This is a genomic window from Thauera terpenica 58Eu (assembly GCF_000443165.1).
Lineage (GTDB): Bacteria > Pseudomonadota > Gammaproteobacteria > Burkholderiales > Rhodocyclaceae > Thauera > Thauera terpenica.
This window is the reverse complement of record NZ_ATJV01000056.1, coordinates 1-14,957: the sequence shown is the minus strand read 5'-3', so window position 1 is coordinate 14,957 and position 14,957 is coordinate 1. Positions and strand designations below refer to the sequence as shown.

Below are 14,957 nucleotides of genomic sequence, written 5' to 3'. Positions count from 1 at the left end.
CTTTCTCGCCCCCGCGTCCTGTCCACACCCCGGGCGCCTGAGGCCGCCGTGCTTACGCAGATGCGGCGCGTGCCTCGAGCTCTTCCCAGCGCTGCATCGCAGCGTCGATCTCGGCCTCGAGCTCGCCGAGGCGGGTGTTGATGTGCACCGTTTCCTGCGCCGCCTGCTGCGCCGCCTGCTCGTACAGCGCAGGGTCGGCCATGCGTGCATGGAGGGCAGCCTGCTCGGCCTCCAGGGCAGCGATGCGGTCGGGCAGAGCCTCGAGCTCACGCTTGTCGTTGAATGACATGCGCGCCGCCCGACTGGGGGGCTTGGCCTCCGCCGCGCGCGGCTTGGAGACAGACGATCGCTTGTCCACCGCACGCACGCTGTCCTGCTCGGCACGTGCGGCCTGCACGCGCTGCCAGTCAGCGTAGCCACCCGCATATTCCCCCCAGCGTCCATCGCCTTCGGCGGCAATCACCTGGGTGACGACGTTGTCGAGGAAAGCGCGGTCGTGACTGACGAGGAACAAGGTGCCGTCGTAACGAGTGAGCAAGTCCTCGAGCAAATCCAGGGTCTCGATGTCGAGGTCATTGGTGGGCTCGTCGAGCACCATGAGATTGGCCGGGCGTGCGAACAGACGGGCGAGCAGCAAACGATTGCGCTCCCCGCCCGACAGCGACTTCACCGGCGAACGTGCGCGCTGCGGTGCGAACAGGAAGTCGCCCAGATAGCCGATGACATGCTTGCGCTCACCACCAATCTCGATGAACTCCGAACCCGGACTGATGACCTCGGTGAGCGGCAGCTCGGGGTCAAGCTGTTCACGCATCTGGTCAAAGTAGGCCACGCTTTGACGCGTACCGCGGCGCACCGTGCCTTCATCGGGCTCGATCTCGCCCAGAATGAGCTTGAGCAAGGTGGTCTTGCCGGCGCCATTGGGGCCGATGAAGCCGATACGGTCGCCGCGCATGATGCGCGCGGAGAAGTCGCGCACCACGGTGCGATCGCCGTAATGCTTGCTGACATGGATGAGCTCGGCCACCATCTGACCGCTTTTCTCGCCGCGATCGACGGCCAGGCTGACGTTACCGAGACGATCGCGACGCGCGGCGCGCTCATTGCGCAGCGCTTCGAGACGTCGCACCCGACCCTCTTTGCGGGTGCGTCTGGCCTCCACCCCCTTGCGGATCCACACCTCTTCCAGCGCAAGGAACTTGTCAAAACGCGCCGCCGCCTTGGACTCCGCTTCCAGCTCTTCGGCCTTGCGCCGCAGATAGTCGGAAAAACGCCCGGGGTAGCTGGCCAGCCGGCCACGGTCGAGCTCGATGATGCGGGTGGCAACGCTGTCGAGGAACACGCGGTCGTGGGTGATGACGATGACCGCACCGCGAAAATCCCGGATCAGGCTCTCAAGCCAGACGATGCCGTCGATATCGAGGTGGTTGGTCGGCTCGTCGAGCAGCAGCAGATCAGGCTCGGCAACCAGCGCGCGCGCCAGCGCCACGCGCTTGATCCCGCCGCCCGACAGGCTGGAAACCTTCGCTGCCGCATCGAGCCCGAGACGGGCGAGCATGTGCTCGACACGCTGACTGAGACGCCAGCCGTCGGCGGCCTCGAGCTCATGCTGCAGCGCATCGAGCCGGGCCAGCGCCGTCGGGCTCGCATCCTCGACCACGAGCATCATCGCGGCGTGATAATCGACCAGCAGTTGCGCGGCATTGCCCAGGCCATCGGCCACGGTCGCGAACACGTCGCGCTCGAGGTCGAAATCCGGCTCCTGTGGCACGTAGGCAGTCACCAGACCCACCTCGCGCCACACCAGGCCGTCGTCCAGCGTGGCCTGCCCGGCGATCGCCCGCAGCAGGCTGGACTTGCCCGAGCCGTTGCGGCCGATGAGGGCGACGCGCTCGCCCGCGTCGAGCTGGAAGCTGGCCTTGTCGAGCAGGTCGACATGGCCAAAGGCGAGACAGGCGTTTTCTACGGACAGCAGGGGCATGGCGTGGGGTAGTCCGCAAGGCGGTCATGAAGGCAATATGGGAATTTTAGCCCCCCACTCGCAATCCGGGCGGATTACCCGATAATGCGGTGCACAAATATGAGCGTGTCGCGCATGACCGACATGCAGGAGCCAATAGATGGAAAGCACCCTCAGGCGCTTTGGCCAGGCTGACGAGGATCTGGTAGCCCCCTGGGTGGCTGTGGTCGATCGCCTGCGCCCGCAACAGGCCCACCAGATTGACGAAGCGGCCGAGAACCTGCGCACGCTGATGCATTGTCTCGCGCGCAACCCCGAGCTGCTCACTTCCCTGCGCGCGGCCTTTCTGCGCGTGTTCGCCGAGCGCAAGCAGGTCTCGCTGTATGTGTCATCGGGCTTGCTGCCTTCGACCGGGTTCTTTTCCGAGACCTCGAACCGGATTTCGCATCGCCTGCTACCCGAGGTGCTCGACACCGCCTACCTGAAGGATATGCTGTCGGCGGTCTTTCACCGTCCGGATGACGAGGTCTGGGTCACTGGCGTGTGCGACGCGGTCTGGCTCGAGCTCATCGCCACCCTTGTTGGCGACGAGACGCCCATGGTGGAAGAGGACGCCAGCCCGCTGCCAGCGGCGGTGGGCGAGATCCTCGAGTCCTTGCGCGTGCTGTCCTACCACGTGTCGGCGATTGGCCTCGACCCGGAGCTGGTACGCATCGACCCCAACCTGGAAGAGTACGAGTCACCCTTTCTCGCCCAGAACGCCGAACTGATCAGTTACATCGAGCACTACAGCGACTGGTGGGTCACACCCAAGGCCCTGCTCACCGATGATCGCCACCTGACGGTGATGCTGGCGCAGTGCTACGAGGTCTTGCAGCGCGTACGCAAGCGCGCCACCAAGATCGGCACCAGCCTCACCCTCACCTTCAAGCTCGAACGTCTGCGCCAGCACCTGGACCGCATCGAAGAGCTGATTGCGATGCTCAAGGAGTTGCGCGCACGTCGCGTCGTTGCCGACGTCGCGCCGCGCATCGTGCGCCTGTTCAAGACCCTGGTGCGGGCGGAGTGTCGCAAGAACCATCTCAGCGACTACTGGAGCCAGAACCTCGAAATCCTGTCCTTGCGCATGACCGAGAGCGCAAGCAAGACGGGCGAGAAATACATCACCAGCACCCGCGGCGAATACTTCAGCATCCTCGGCTCGGCGATGCTGGGCGGTCTGATCATCGCGCTCATGGCGGGCATGAAGATCGTGCTCGACAAGCAGGGCATGGCGCCGCTCAATGAGGCCCTGGCCTTTTGCCTCAATTACGGCATTGGCTTTGTGCTCATCCATATCCTCGGCGGCACCGTGGCCACCAAGCAGCCCGCGATGACCGCCAACGCCATCGTCGCCTCGATCGGGGAAGCGCGCGGCAGCACGCGCAACCTCGAAGCCTTGGCCGATCTCATCGCCCGCACGGTACGCAGCCAGCTCGCCGCCATCCTCGGCAACCTCGGCACCGCCATCCCGGCGGCGATCCTGGTCGGGATGGCCATCCACCACTTCACGGCGAGGCACTTCGTCAGCCCGGACAAGGCGCATCAGCTACTGGCGGAAATCGATCCACTCGGCGGCGCGCTGTTCTTTGCCGCCATCGCTGGCGTCTGCCTGTTCCTGTCCGGCTTGATCGCCGGCTATTACGACAACATGTCGGCCTACAATCGCATCCCCGAACGCCTGCTGCAACTACGCTGGCCACGACGCGTGCTGGGCAAGGCGCGCGTGGAACGTATCGCCAGCTACATCGAGAACAATCTGGGCGCCCTGGCGGGCAATCTGTTCTTCGGCTTCATGCTCGGCGGCATGACCGCACTGGGTGTGCTGTTCGGACTGCCGCTCGACATCCGTCACATTGCCTTTTCCTCCGCCTACCTGGGCTATGCCTCGAGCGCGCTCGAATTCAAGCTGAGCACTCAGGCAGTGGTGCTGGCACTGAGCGGTGTGCTGCTGATCGGGCTGGTCAACCTGGCGGTGAGTTTTGCGCTGACATTGAGCGTTGCCATGCGTGCGCGGCGCATCAGCTTCGCCCAGGGGCGCAGCCTTGGCCTGATGCTGATGCGCCGCTTCCTGCGTCGGCCGCAGGATTTCCTGCTGCCGCCACTGCGTAATCCGCCGCCGACCGAAGACGTCAAGGCGGTGTCCGTCAGCAGCGAACGCACGCCGCGCAGCGGCACAACAAAGCCGGTCATCACCACTTCGCCTATTGGTGAGCAGCCCCCGAACGGCTAGAATGCGCGGCTGCAAGTCTCGTCATAGTTCAACGGATAGAACAGGCGCCTCCTAAGCGCCAGATCCAGGTTCGATTCCTGGTGACGAGGCCACCTCGATTGGTGCGTGCTCCCTTGCCTTCAGCGCAGCTGGGCGAGCAACTTGTGCAGATACTCCACCGGAATCGCGTAGCTGATCCCCGACGGATCGGAGAGCACGCTCTCCTTGGTCGACTTCACGAACACCATATTGATCACGCCGATCACTTCACCCGTCTGCGGGTCGAACACCGGGCTGCCGCTGTTGCCGGGATAGGCGGTGGCGTCGAGCTGGTAGACGCGAAACACGTCATTGCTGAGACTGCGGATGAGCGCCGGGTTGAGGTCGCGCGCGTTGGCCTGGGGGATGCTGATCGGGGTAATCGCGGAGACAATGCCGCGGTGGGTGACCGGTGTCATGCCCAGCACGCTGCCGATGGGGAAGCCGGTGAAGGCGATCTCCTGCCCTTCGAGCACGCGTTCGCGTGCGGCAAGCGCCAGCGCGGGCAGGGCTGGCCCGCCGTCAAGGCGCAACAGTGCCAGATCGCGGCTACGCTCGTCGGCAACCCGGCTCACCGCTCTCACCGTACCTTGCTCACCCCCACCAGGAACGACGATGACCAGGGCTTCACGGTTCTCGCTCGCGATCGTGTCCGGCAGCACATGGGCATTGGTTGCGACCAGAAAGCCATCACCGATGACGAAGCCGGTGCCCCGAAACTGGAACGCCGGGCTGCGCGTACGCTGATAAGTCCCTACCGCGACAATCGAAGGCTTGATATGCGGCAGGATGCCGACCAGGTCAGCGCGCACGAGCCCGGACAGACCGACTGTCAGGCCGAGTGCGCAAGCGGCGTGGAGGATGCGGCGACGGTGTGAGGACTGCACTTGCTGCGGGGACTGGTGGTTCATGTCTCTTGGTCTTCCTGCGCGGCCAGACGCAAGCCGCGCAACATCTGGCTGGGCTTGGTCACCGCGCTGTCGAAGGGATGCAGTTCCTGCCCCACATGACGCAGGATGCGATCCACATAAGCTTGCGTCTCGCGGTAGGGGGGGACGCCACGGTAACGATCGACCGCGCCCTCACCGGCGTTGTAGCCGGCCGCGACGAAGGCGATGTCGCCTTCGAAATAGGCCAGCAACCAGCGCAGATAGGCCAGCCCGCCCCGGATGTTCTGTTCCGGGTCGTAGGGACGACTGACATTGAAACGAACTGCGGTTTCGGGGATGAGCTGCATCACCCCCATTGCGTTCTTCGGCGACAGCGCCTGCGGATTCAGGGCCGACTCGGTCAGGCCGATGGCCAGCGCCAGCGCGGGCTCGATGCCGTATTGCGGCGCCAGATCGGCGAGCAGGCGGGCGATCGCCTGACGCTCGGCCGACAGGCGTGCAATGAGGGCGTCGACCGGCCAGCGCTGCTGCAAGATCGCAGCGGGAGTGTGCAGGCAATCCGGCACCGCACCGGTGTAGCTGCCGGTCACACGCTGCATGCGAGCGGCGAGTGCGTCACCTGCGAAGGACGCCATGGCGAACAAGGTGTTGGCATAGGCGTCGTTGCGTTCGATGCCGCGCCCGTTGGCATACATCCAGCCCAGGGAGTACATCGCCTGTGCATCGCCCAGACGCGCGGATTCGCAGTACAGCCGGGCGGCATAGGCTTGGTCACGCGGAACCCCTTCACCGTGTTCGTAGCTCACCGCTTCGGCGGCCAGGTAGCGCGCCTGTTCAGCGAAGGCCTGCGCAATGCGTGCCTCGTCGATCGCCAATGCAGCCGGCGCCGGCAGCACCCACAGCAAGCCGAGCACGCACTTCGCCCGACGCCGAAACACGGCGCAGGCGTTCAAGCAGCAAGATATCGATTTGGACGGTTTTGTCATCTGACGCTCGATCGATCACCTTCCAGGGCGGCACACCAGCGCTGCATGGCCCTGAGAGGCTCCGAGGCCACCGAAATCCGCACCCGACAAATGCGGCCAGGAGCATTGGCCGTGCTGTGACAAGCGCTGGCGAGCACTCAGAGTGAATTCAAGAGTTCAACGGCTTCCTTGTGCAGTGGCGTTCCTTCCTTCAGCTTGGGCAGTAGCGTGTTGAGCTCCTTGCGCGCCTCGTCCTTGCGTGCCAGACGCGCGTAGGACTTCGCCAGGTTCAGTCGCAGCGGGGCCAGCTCTGGACCGAGCGCTACCGCGCGCTCAAGATTGCCCAGACCTTTTTCGGTCTGGCCACGGTCGATCTGGATCATGCCCAGGGTGTCAAGAATGGCCGCATTGTCCGGCGCCAGGCGCTGCGCCTGCTCGGCATACTCGAGGGCCTTCGCATCCTTCACCTGGTTTGCTGCCCACGCCAGGTTGTTGAGCACCAGGGCGTTATTGGGTGAAATTTCGTTCATTCTGGAAAAAATCCCCATGGCCTCGGCGTGGCGCCCCTCGCCCAGCGCACGTTCGGCCAGGTAGCCGCGCATGGTCATGTCCTTGGGCTGTTGACGCAGCCAGTCGGCGGCGAACTTGTCGGCCTCACTCGTGCGCTCGGCACGCATCAGTGCTGCATGCAGGCGAATCCCGACCTCCCCACCCGCCTTGCGCTCGAGCGCCTGGCGGTAGCCGGTGACGGCATCAGCCCAGCGCCCGGCTGCCGCATGAAGCCCTGCCTCCAGCGCATAGCCGGCAGGGTCCGCAGCATGCTGCTTCTGCACCGTCCGTGCGATCTTCAGTGCCCCCTCAAGCTCACCGCGGTCAGCCATCACACCGACCAGACGTTGCTGTACATCGATCGCGTCGGGATCAATCGCAAGTGCCTTGTGCAAAGCCTGCTCTGCCGCGGCGTCGTTCTTGGCACCGCGCTGCACGTCGGCCAGCATGATCAAAGGTAGCGTTGACTGCGGGCGCAAGCTCACCAGCCGGTTGAGGGACGAGATAGCCTGTTGCGTGTCACCGGCCGCGAGCTGAGCGCGCGCGAGGGCATCGATTGAACGCACGTCGTTCGGATAGACCGCAGCGAGTTTTTGTGCCGCTGCAAGAGCCTTCGGTATCTCGCCGTTACGCAGATGATGGTAGATGATCGCCAGCGCCGGCGGAATCGTTCCGGGCGCAGCCGCTTCGGCGCGCTCGAGGGTGGCGAACACCTCGGCGGGCGTTGCCGCGGTCGCGAGTTGCAAGTCAGCCAGCGCAAGGCGGGCCTCCACGCTCTTTTCGTCGCGATCGGCAAGCGCGCGAATGCGCGCAAGCCCTTCGGGAGTCTTGCCCTCGGCGATGTCGAGACGTGCGAGGTTGAGCGCCGCCGCGAGATAGTCCGGATTGAGCGCCAGAGCCTGGTCGAACGCCGCGCGTGCGCCCGGCACGTCGCCCTTGCCAAGCATGACTCCACCGCGCAGGTTGTGTACGAGCGGATTCTGCGGTGCCTTGCGCTCGAGCCGCTCCTGGGCCTGGAGCGCCTTGTCGAATTCGCCACGGCGAAGGTGAGTGGCAACGAGCGCGAGGTCGGCCTGAATGGCGTTGTCATCCATCGCCGAAGCGCTCTCGAAATCGGCAAAGGCGCCTGCGGCATCGCCACCTGCCATGCGCATTGCGCCAAGGCGCACACGCGCCTGGGGGTCTTCAGGTGCCGCCGTGGCGGCACGCTGGAAAAAGTCCTCAGCTTTTTCAAAGTCACCATTGGCCACGTACACCTGCCCCGCCAGTGCAAGCAGCCGCGGATCGGTGAGCGGGCGTTCGAGCAGGGGTTGCAGGAGCTCGAGCGCGCGCGGCGCCTCACCGGCGGCGAGGTGCGAGTTGATGAGCAAGGTACGCGCCAACTCCTGCCCGGGCACACGACTGAGGACCGAGTTGAGGTAAGTGCGTGCCTGCGCCTGATCGTTTAGGCGCAGCAACACGGTGCCGGCCAGCAGTTGCGCGGGCAGGAAGTCCGGGCTTTCCTTGAGAACCTGCATCAGTCCGTCGCGCGCCTCGGGCAGACGATCGGCACGCGCATCTATGAAGGCCTGCAGATAACGGGTGGAGGTGTGGTTCGGCGCCTGTCTCTTCATCTGTTCGAAACGCGCTATGGCCTCCTCGTGGCGCGCGCCACGAAACAGCTGGGATACCAGCGCGTAGTGGTAGGCCGTCACCGAGGGACGCAGGCGCACTGCTTCCTCCAGCGCCTTGATGGCCTCTTCGGGCTTGCCCTGCACCTGCATGACATCTGACAGCGTCGCCTGGGCCTCGCCACTGTCGGGGCTGTGAGCGATGACTGCCCGGATCGCTGCCTCTGCCGCCTCAGGTTCGCGATTGAGGAGCCGGGCGCGTGCCAGACCAATGCCGGCCTCCACATCCTCGGCGCGCACCACCAGCGCTTGTTGATAAGTCTCGATGGCATCGGCCACTTTTGTGGTGCCGAGTTGGGCGTCGGCCACGGCTCCGAGCAGACGCCCTTGAGCCGATGCGTCCTCAAGCTTGACGTCGGCAAAGTCGGCCAGCACGCGCTCGAACTCACCGCCGCGGACGCGCGCCCGGGCTAACAAGGGGACGACTTCTGCCTTCGGGTAGCCGAGATCGAAGGCGCGTTGCAATTCCTTGATCGCGGCAGGTATATCGCCATTTTCAAGATGGATGCGTCCGAGCAGAAACCTGGCCTCGACCAGACTGCCATCTTCCTGCAGGGCATTCTTGAGCTGAATCGAAGCTGCGTTGGAATCATTGCTGGACAAATAGCTCTTGGCCGAGGCGATCATCTGCTCCGGGCTGTCACCACAAGCGCTCAACAAAGCCGCGGAAAGCAGGCTCAGCGCCAGACTCCGTGCGCCCATGCTCCAAGCTGAATCCTGCCTGCCCTTTGTGGTGCCATTCACGATCCACTCTCCTTCTTCAGATCAAAGCGATTCATCAAATCGTAGAGCGAGGGACGGCTGATACCAAGAATTTCGGCCGCCCGCGCAACATTATTGTTGGTGCGCGCCAGAACACGCAGCACAGCCCTACGCTCAGCCTCATCGCGCACGTGTCGCAGGTTGAGTCGTTCGAAGTCTTCCTCGACCGTCTCCAGGCCGAGATCGTCGGCCGTGATGCGATTGCCATCTGCCATGATCACTGCACGTTTGAGGCAGTTTTCGAGCTCTCGCACGTTGCCCGGCCAGGGGTGGGCGTCAATCGCATTGATCGCGTCCTCGGTCAAGGCCATCGACCCACGCCCGTTTTCATGCGCATAGCGCTGAACGAAGGCATGGGCAAGCAATACCGCATCACCTTCACGCTCACTCAAGGGCGGGATTTCAATGACGATTTCGGCGAGACGGTAGTAGAGATCCTCACGAAACAGACCGGCCTTGATCTGTGCTTTCAGATCTCGATGGGTGGCGCAGACGATGCGCACATCGACCGGGATTTCGTCCCTGCCGCCCACGCGCTCGATCACACGCTCCTGCAGGAAGCGCAGCAGCTTGGCCTGCAAGGGCAAGGGCAGATCACCGATTTCGTCGAGGAAAAGTGTGCCCTTGTGAGCCGTTTCTATCTTGCCCAGGGTCTGTTTCACTGCGCCGGTGAACGCGCCCTTCTCGTAGCCGAAGAGCTCGCTCTCGAGCAGCGTGTCGGGAATTGCCGCACAGTTGATGGCGACAAAGCGTTCAGTGACGCGCGGCGACAGCACGTGCAGCGCACGCGCCAGCACTTCCTTGCCCGTTCCGCTATCGCCCAGCAAGGCCACCGTAACGGAGGCGGAGGCGAGCTTCTCGATGGTGCGGCAGATCTTGAGCATGCCGGGATCACGCGTCAGCAGCCCCGACAAGGGGCTGCTGCCCACCGCGGCAAGGCGGGCATTCTCGACCTGCAGGTCATGCATGCGAAAGGCGCGCTCGATGGTGAGCTCAAGCAGCTCCGGCTCAAAGGGTTTGGCAAAGAAGTCATAGGCGCCCAGCCCCACAGCCCGAACCGCGTTTTCGCGATCGTGCTGGCCGGTGAGCACGATGACCTTGGTGTCCGGGGCCAGTGCGAGAATCTCGCGCAGCAGCTGGAAACCCTCGGTGACGTCGTCGGGCGCCGGAGGCAGACCCAGATCCATCGTGACCACGGCGGGCTCGTGGCGGCGCAACTGCGCAATCGCGCTCTCCCGGTCATCGGCCACGATCGTCTCGCGGGTATCGAAGGCCCACCGCATCTGCTTTTGCAGCGCGGGATCATCCTCGACGATCAATAGCGCTCGCTGCTTTTCAGACATGAATCTCACTGGCTCCATCATCAATTTCCGACCGACCACCCATCAGACGCGGCAGCTCGATAGTGACGCGCGTTCCTTGCCCGACCTGGCTGTCGAACTGGAGCTCGCCACCAATCTCGTTCAGGTACTGGCGCGTTTCGAACACGCCGATTCCCATGCCACTGCGTTTCGTTGTCTGAAATGGGCGTGACAGGCGGTCACGAAGAAACTCGGGCGACATTCCACAACCGGTGTCGGTCACCACGATCCTGACTTTGGCCCCATCCAGAAGAAGGAGCTGTGCACTCACCTTACCATCGTCGTTTGTTGCATCCAGTGCATTTTGCACGACATGCCCAAGGATTCTCTCAAGGCGCTCGGGGTGCGCCCTGACCTGCACCTGGAGCGGGACTGGATCCACCAATTCGACCACCGGCAGTTGCCCGTGCCTGGACGCACACACGCGGCGCATGAGTTGGGAAAGGTCGACCGTTCGCGGCGGATCGATCGGACGCTTTTCCTGTAATTGCGTCATCAACCCACGCATGCGCCCCTCCACATGCGCCACGGTGTCGAGCATGTCCTTTTGAAACTCGGGCTTGTGTCCATGGCGCTCGGCGTTCTTGAGCATCAGCGAGAGCTGCGCCACCAGATTCTTCAGGTCGTGCACGATGAAGGCTGACATGCGGTTGAAGGCGTCGAACTTGCGTGCCTCGAGCAAAGCCTCGGCGTCGAGCATGCGTTCGAGATAGCCTGCGGCCTGACGCTGGGCGGTCTTGAGCAGGTCGAGCACCTCCCAGTCCACCTCGAACGGCACCCGCGGAGTCGACAGCACGACGAACCCGAGCAAGGCGTCAGTGGTCTTGAGCGGGATCACCAGCCAAGCGTCCGGCAGGCTTGACAGCCAGTCCGGGAGCACCAGTCCACCATAGGGTTGTGGACGAATGCGATATTCCTCAAGATTGACGATCCATTCACGGTCGCTGAGAAACCGACAGAAATCGGAGTCCGCCGACTCAAGCACCTCGACTGCGGGACGATTCAGTCGGGCGTGAAGCGCAAACTTGCCATAACCGTCACGCAGCCATAGCAGCCCCCCCGAACTCTCCACCAGGTCGGACAGCGCCCTCACCACTGACTGACCGAGGTCCAGCCCCTTGTCTGCAGACGCCAGCGCCTGGGTGAAGCGCAGCCATTCATTGCGATAGTCGTAGCGATAGGAAAAAAAGTGCTTGTTCAGAAACACCTTCAGGCGCGCGCGCTGCGAACCCGAAAAAAGTAGTGCACCGAGAAGCACCAGGCCAGCGAAGAGCAAGGCCATCTGCAGCGCACGACCCCAGTCGCCGCCAAAGTAACGCACGTAATACGCCGCGGCCGCGATCACCAGGAGGTAGATGCCAGCGACCGCGAGTGCGGTGGAGTGAAAAACCATCTCGCGTGACATCGCCATGCGCAGGGTCCATGACGGGCTGCGCGTGCCGGAAAGGCCGATCAGGGGAATGAGCAAGGCATGCGCCACACCCCGTACTGCGAGGACGTCGGCATCGATGCGATTGAACAAGGCCGCATCTGCAAACAGGTAGAGCTCGAAGATATAACCTGCACCCAGCGCAATGCAGAGCGGCTTGATACCCCAGCGCGAAGCACCAGGGAGCGCCCGATAGAGGTGTTCGACGAAGACCAGGCCGACCACCGCATGGGCGAGCCAGGCCACCAGCATGGGCCGCATCGCGAGGGCACCCACAGGCAGAAATATCTCCAGTGCGAGTGCGACAAACTGGCTCGCAACCACTGCACCCGCAAGATAGACCGGCCACTGCACGCGCGCGCCCCACAAAGGGCGCATCAATACGATCAGGAAGGCAAACCAGGCCGCCGCGCGCAGAATGTCCGCGAGCACACCCAGCACTGGCAGCGCCGCTGCAGCGGGGAAGTGCGCCCCGGCGGCCTCGACGCCCGCCCATAGACAGGAGAGGACAACCGCCAGCAGCAGGACGCCCCCAGGAAGCCCCCCACGCCAGGCAAAGAATACGTATAGCGCAAAGACGGAGAAGGTCAGGGCTGCAAAACCATAGCCCCAAAAGGCAAGGTCTGCCACGTCAGGCTTCCCGCGTCAGAGGGCGGCTCATTTCAATGCGCACCCTCTCCAGTCAGCACCACACGCACCGTCTCGAACAGCACGAGCGTATCCAGAATCAGCGTATGGTTCTTGACGTAGTAGAGGTCGTACTGGAGCTTCTCGATCGCATCATCGACGGAGGCACCGTACTGATAACGGACCTGTGCCCATCCGGTCACGCCCGGCTTGACACAGTGCCGAACGTTATAAAAAGGAATTTCGCGTGCGAGCTGATCAACAAAGAAGGGACGCTCAGGGCGTGGCCCGACGAGGCTCATGTCTCCAACCAGCACATTGAACAATTGGGGCAACTCGTCGATCCGCATCTTGCGCAGAACCCGCCCGACGCGCGTCACCCTGTCATCATTGGTGCTCGCCCAGCGTGGCTTGCCGTCCTTCTCCGCGTCACGCCGCATGCTGCGAAACTTGATGACACGGAACACCCGGCCGCCAAGTCCAACACGCTCCTGTCGATAGAAGATCGGCGCACCGTCCTCGACAAGGATCAACAAGCAGGTCACCAGCATGATTGGCAGCGCGACGATCAACAACAAGGCCGCGACCAGAATGTCGAATACTCGCTTTATGAAGGTCCGCGTCAAGCCCTGGCGGAAGCCGTCACCGTAGATCAGCCAGCTTGCGCGCAAGGACTCCAGTCTGACCTGACCCTGGACCCGCTCGAAGAATGAAGTCAGATCAACCACGCGCACACCGGCCAGCTTGCAGTCGAGCAACTCGCGGATGGGAAGAACGCCACCGCGCCGCTCACGCACCGCAACAATGACTTCGTTGACCTTCATCGCGTGCACCGCCTCAAGCAAGCCTTGAGCGGGAAGCACCTGACGTCCGTCGACCTCCAGCTTCTCATCACCGCCTCCACGCAGGAAGCCGACGACATTCACGCTACGCTGCAAAGGACGGGTCAGATCGCGGTACACCTGCGCAGCATCCCGCCCAGTGCCGAGGATGAGCACGCGAGCGGAAAACAGACTTGAGGCCTGGCGTTGATTCACCAGGCCACGCATCAGCAGCAGGGTCGCAAGCAACAACACCACGCTCAACTGGAAGGAATGTGGTGCCAGCTCGGCCCACGGCAAGAGCCCGGAAATCCCGTAAGCGACCGGAATGCTGACCAGCAAGGACAGGCCCACACGCGCAAAAGCCTGTTTGTGGCTACGCTTCATCACCGGACGATAGAGCCCCATCGCCGTGTTCAAGCCCACCATGGAGAGCGCAAAGACAAGCGCCGACGGAACAAATACCGCCCAATCCGGCACGCTGGGCGAAGCCAGGGAGATCACCGCAACCAGGACGACGAGAAACAGCAACAGGGCATCAAAAAGCACCTGTTGCAGCGTGTGAGACGGGAAATAGTGGACGAAGACCTTCAGCATGCTTTACCCCAGACTGAACTGATCCACTGCGGAACAGACTCAAATGCTGTCCGCACAGGACGCCGACAGACGCACACAGACTATCCGACTAACGCCAGCACCGGCGTTAAACCCGTCACGCCAAGGACACCATGCGATGAATCGAGATCAGCAGCGCAACGATGCGAATCTGAAACACCCGCCAGCGTCGCCAGTTGCCGCTCAGTGTTTCCATGTTAACACGACACCACAGGCGGACACGGAGCGCTGCTTGGCAGCTCCCGGTGTGCCGCTCAAGCTCGCGCAAGATCAAGGCCCAGCAACGCATGTGCAGACAGCTGAGCGGACAGATGGGCTATATTTGGCTCTCCGGGCACCCCTGCTCAGGCGAAAAAAACCCTTTCAACAGGACCTGCAGAATGAGTGAGAGCAAACGCAATTTCAGCGAAATGTACGGCCATCAGTTCGAGGACCTCAGCGTCGGCATGAGCGCAAGTCTGTCTCGCACCGTATCAGAGGCGGATATCCTGATGTTCGCTGGCGTATCCGGTGACAACAACCCGGTGCATATGGACGAAGAGTTCGCCGCCAGTACCATGTTCGGCGGTCGCATTGCACATGGGATGCTCTCTGCCGGCCTGATCTCCGCGGTATTCGGCACACGACTCCCCGGGCCAGGCAGTATCTACCTTTCGCAGAATCTTAAATTCAAGGCTCCAGTGCGGATCGGACAGACGCTGGTGGCGACGGTGACAGTAAAGGAACTGAAGGCAGAGAAACGGCGCGTTGTTTTTTCAACCGTGTGCACCTGTGGCGAAACCGTGGTGATCGATGGTGAAGCTGAATTGATGCTCCCGTTGCGCAGCTAAGCGCGTACTGTTGGAGGGAGGTGCATCGCAGGCCTCTCTTTTTTACCAATGGCTCTTTCACCCACGTATTCTTTCGTTGACGCAAAAACCCCCTTGTACGCATTTTTGCACAAGGGGGTTTTTCATATAATTAGTCTGACGATGACCTACTTTCACGAGGGCGGACCTCACTATCATCGGCGCGTTTG

At 62.8% G+C, this 14,957-nt stretch carries 9 protein-coding genes and 1 tRNA gene; 3 read left to right on the top strand and 7 right to left on the bottom strand.

Annotated elements, in window-relative coordinates; translation table 11 throughout:
- Nucleotides 1-52: 52 nt before the first annotated feature.
- Nucleotides 53-1,981, bottom strand: a complete 1,929-nt coding sequence (locus M622_RS30510) for an ATP-binding cassette domain-containing protein (RefSeq protein ID WP_021249452.1) — start codon at nt 1,979-1,981, stop codon at nt 53-55.
- Between the two features lie 139 nt (nt 1,982-2,120).
- On the opposite strand from M622_RS30510, the gene M622_RS30505 reads away from it, so the two are divergent.
- Both M622_RS30505 and M622_RS30500 read left to right on the top strand, forming a co-directional pair.
- Nucleotides 2,121-4,232 (top strand): site-specific recombinase, encoded by a 2,112-nt coding sequence (locus M622_RS30505; protein ID WP_021249451.1) that lies wholly within the window; start codon nt 2,121-2,123, stop codon nt 4,230-4,232.
- Nucleotides 4,233-4,249: 17 nt separating this feature from the next.
- Nucleotides 4,250-4,324 (top strand) — tRNA-Arg (locus M622_RS30500).
- A gap of 27 nt (nt 4,325-4,351) precedes the next feature.
- Here M622_RS30500 and M622_RS30495 read toward each other — a convergent pair.
- From M622_RS30495 to M622_RS30470, 6 genes are all read right to left on the bottom strand, one after another.
- Nucleotides 4,352-5,161, bottom strand: a complete 810-nt coding sequence (locus tag M622_RS30495) for a S1 family peptidase (protein WP_021249450.1) — start codon at nt 5,159-5,161, stop codon at nt 4,352-4,354.
- Nucleotides 5,158-6,045 carry a lytic transglycosylase domain-containing protein gene (locus M622_RS30490; protein WP_370696039.1) on the bottom strand — a complete coding sequence of 296 codons (888 nt, stop codon included), beginning with the start codon at nt 6,043-6,045 and terminating at the stop codon, nt 5,158-5,160. Before M622_RS30490 ends, M622_RS30495 begins: the two co-directional genes overlap by 4 nt.
- A gap of 218 nt (nt 6,046-6,263) precedes the next feature.
- Nucleotides 6,264-9,068, bottom strand: coding sequence for an XrtA/PEP-CTERM system TPR-repeat protein PrsT (gene prsT / locus M622_RS30485; RefSeq protein ID WP_306415637.1), 2,805 nt, complete (start codon nt 9,066-9,068; stop codon nt 6,264-6,266).
- Nucleotides 9,065-10,429 carry a PEP-CTERM-box response regulator transcription factor gene (gene prsR / locus M622_RS30480; RefSeq protein WP_021249447.1) on the bottom strand — a complete coding sequence of 455 codons (1,365 nt, stop codon included), beginning with the start codon at nt 10,427-10,429 and terminating at the stop codon, nt 9,065-9,067. Before prsR ends, prsT begins: the two co-directional genes overlap by 4 nt.
- Nucleotides 10,422-12,506, bottom strand: a complete 2,085-nt coding sequence (gene prsK, locus M622_RS30475; protein ID WP_021249446.1) for an XrtA/PEP-CTERM system histidine kinase PrsK — start codon at nt 12,504-12,506, stop codon at nt 10,422-10,424. The genes prsR and prsK overlap by 8 nt, the downstream gene beginning before the upstream one ends.
- Before the next feature lie 32 nt (nt 12,507-12,538).
- A complete protein-coding gene (locus M622_RS30470; protein WP_021249445.1) occupies nt 12,539-13,921 on the bottom strand; it encodes a TIGR03013 family XrtA/PEP-CTERM system glycosyltransferase in 1,383 nt (460 codons plus the stop codon).
- 398 nt (nt 13,922-14,319) lie between these two features.
- Here M622_RS30470 and M622_RS30465 point away from each other — a divergent pair, with 398 nt between their 5' ends.
- Nucleotides 14,320-14,769, top strand: coding sequence for a MaoC family dehydratase (locus M622_RS30465; RefSeq protein WP_021249443.1), 450 nt, complete (start codon nt 14,320-14,322; stop codon nt 14,767-14,769).
- Nucleotides 14,770-14,957: the final 188 nt, after the last annotated feature.

Excerpts from the sequence above, each read along its gene's own strand:
- M622_RS30465 (WP_021249443.1), top strand. The coding sequence starts at position 14,320 with ATGAGTGAGAGCAAACGCAATTTCAGCGAAATGTACGGCCATCAGTTC.
- M622_RS30495 (WP_021249450.1), bottom strand. The coding sequence starts at position 5,161 with ATGAACCACCAGTCCCCGCAGCAAGTGCAGTCCTCACACCGTCGCCGC.
- M622_RS30470 (WP_021249445.1), bottom strand. The coding sequence starts at position 13,921 with ATGCTGAAGGTCTTCGTCCACTATTTCCCGTCTCACACGCTGCAACAG.
- prsR (WP_021249447.1), bottom strand. The coding sequence starts at position 10,429 with ATGTCTGAAAAGCAGCGAGCGCTATTGATCGTCGAGGATGATCCCGCG.
- M622_RS30505 (WP_021249451.1), top strand. The coding sequence starts at position 2,121 with ATGGAAAGCACCCTCAGGCGCTTTGGCCAGGCTGACGAGGATCTGGTA.
- M622_RS30510 (WP_021249452.1), bottom strand. The coding sequence starts at position 1,981 with ATGCCCCTGCTGTCCGTAGAAAACGCCTGTCTCGCCTTTGGCCATGTC.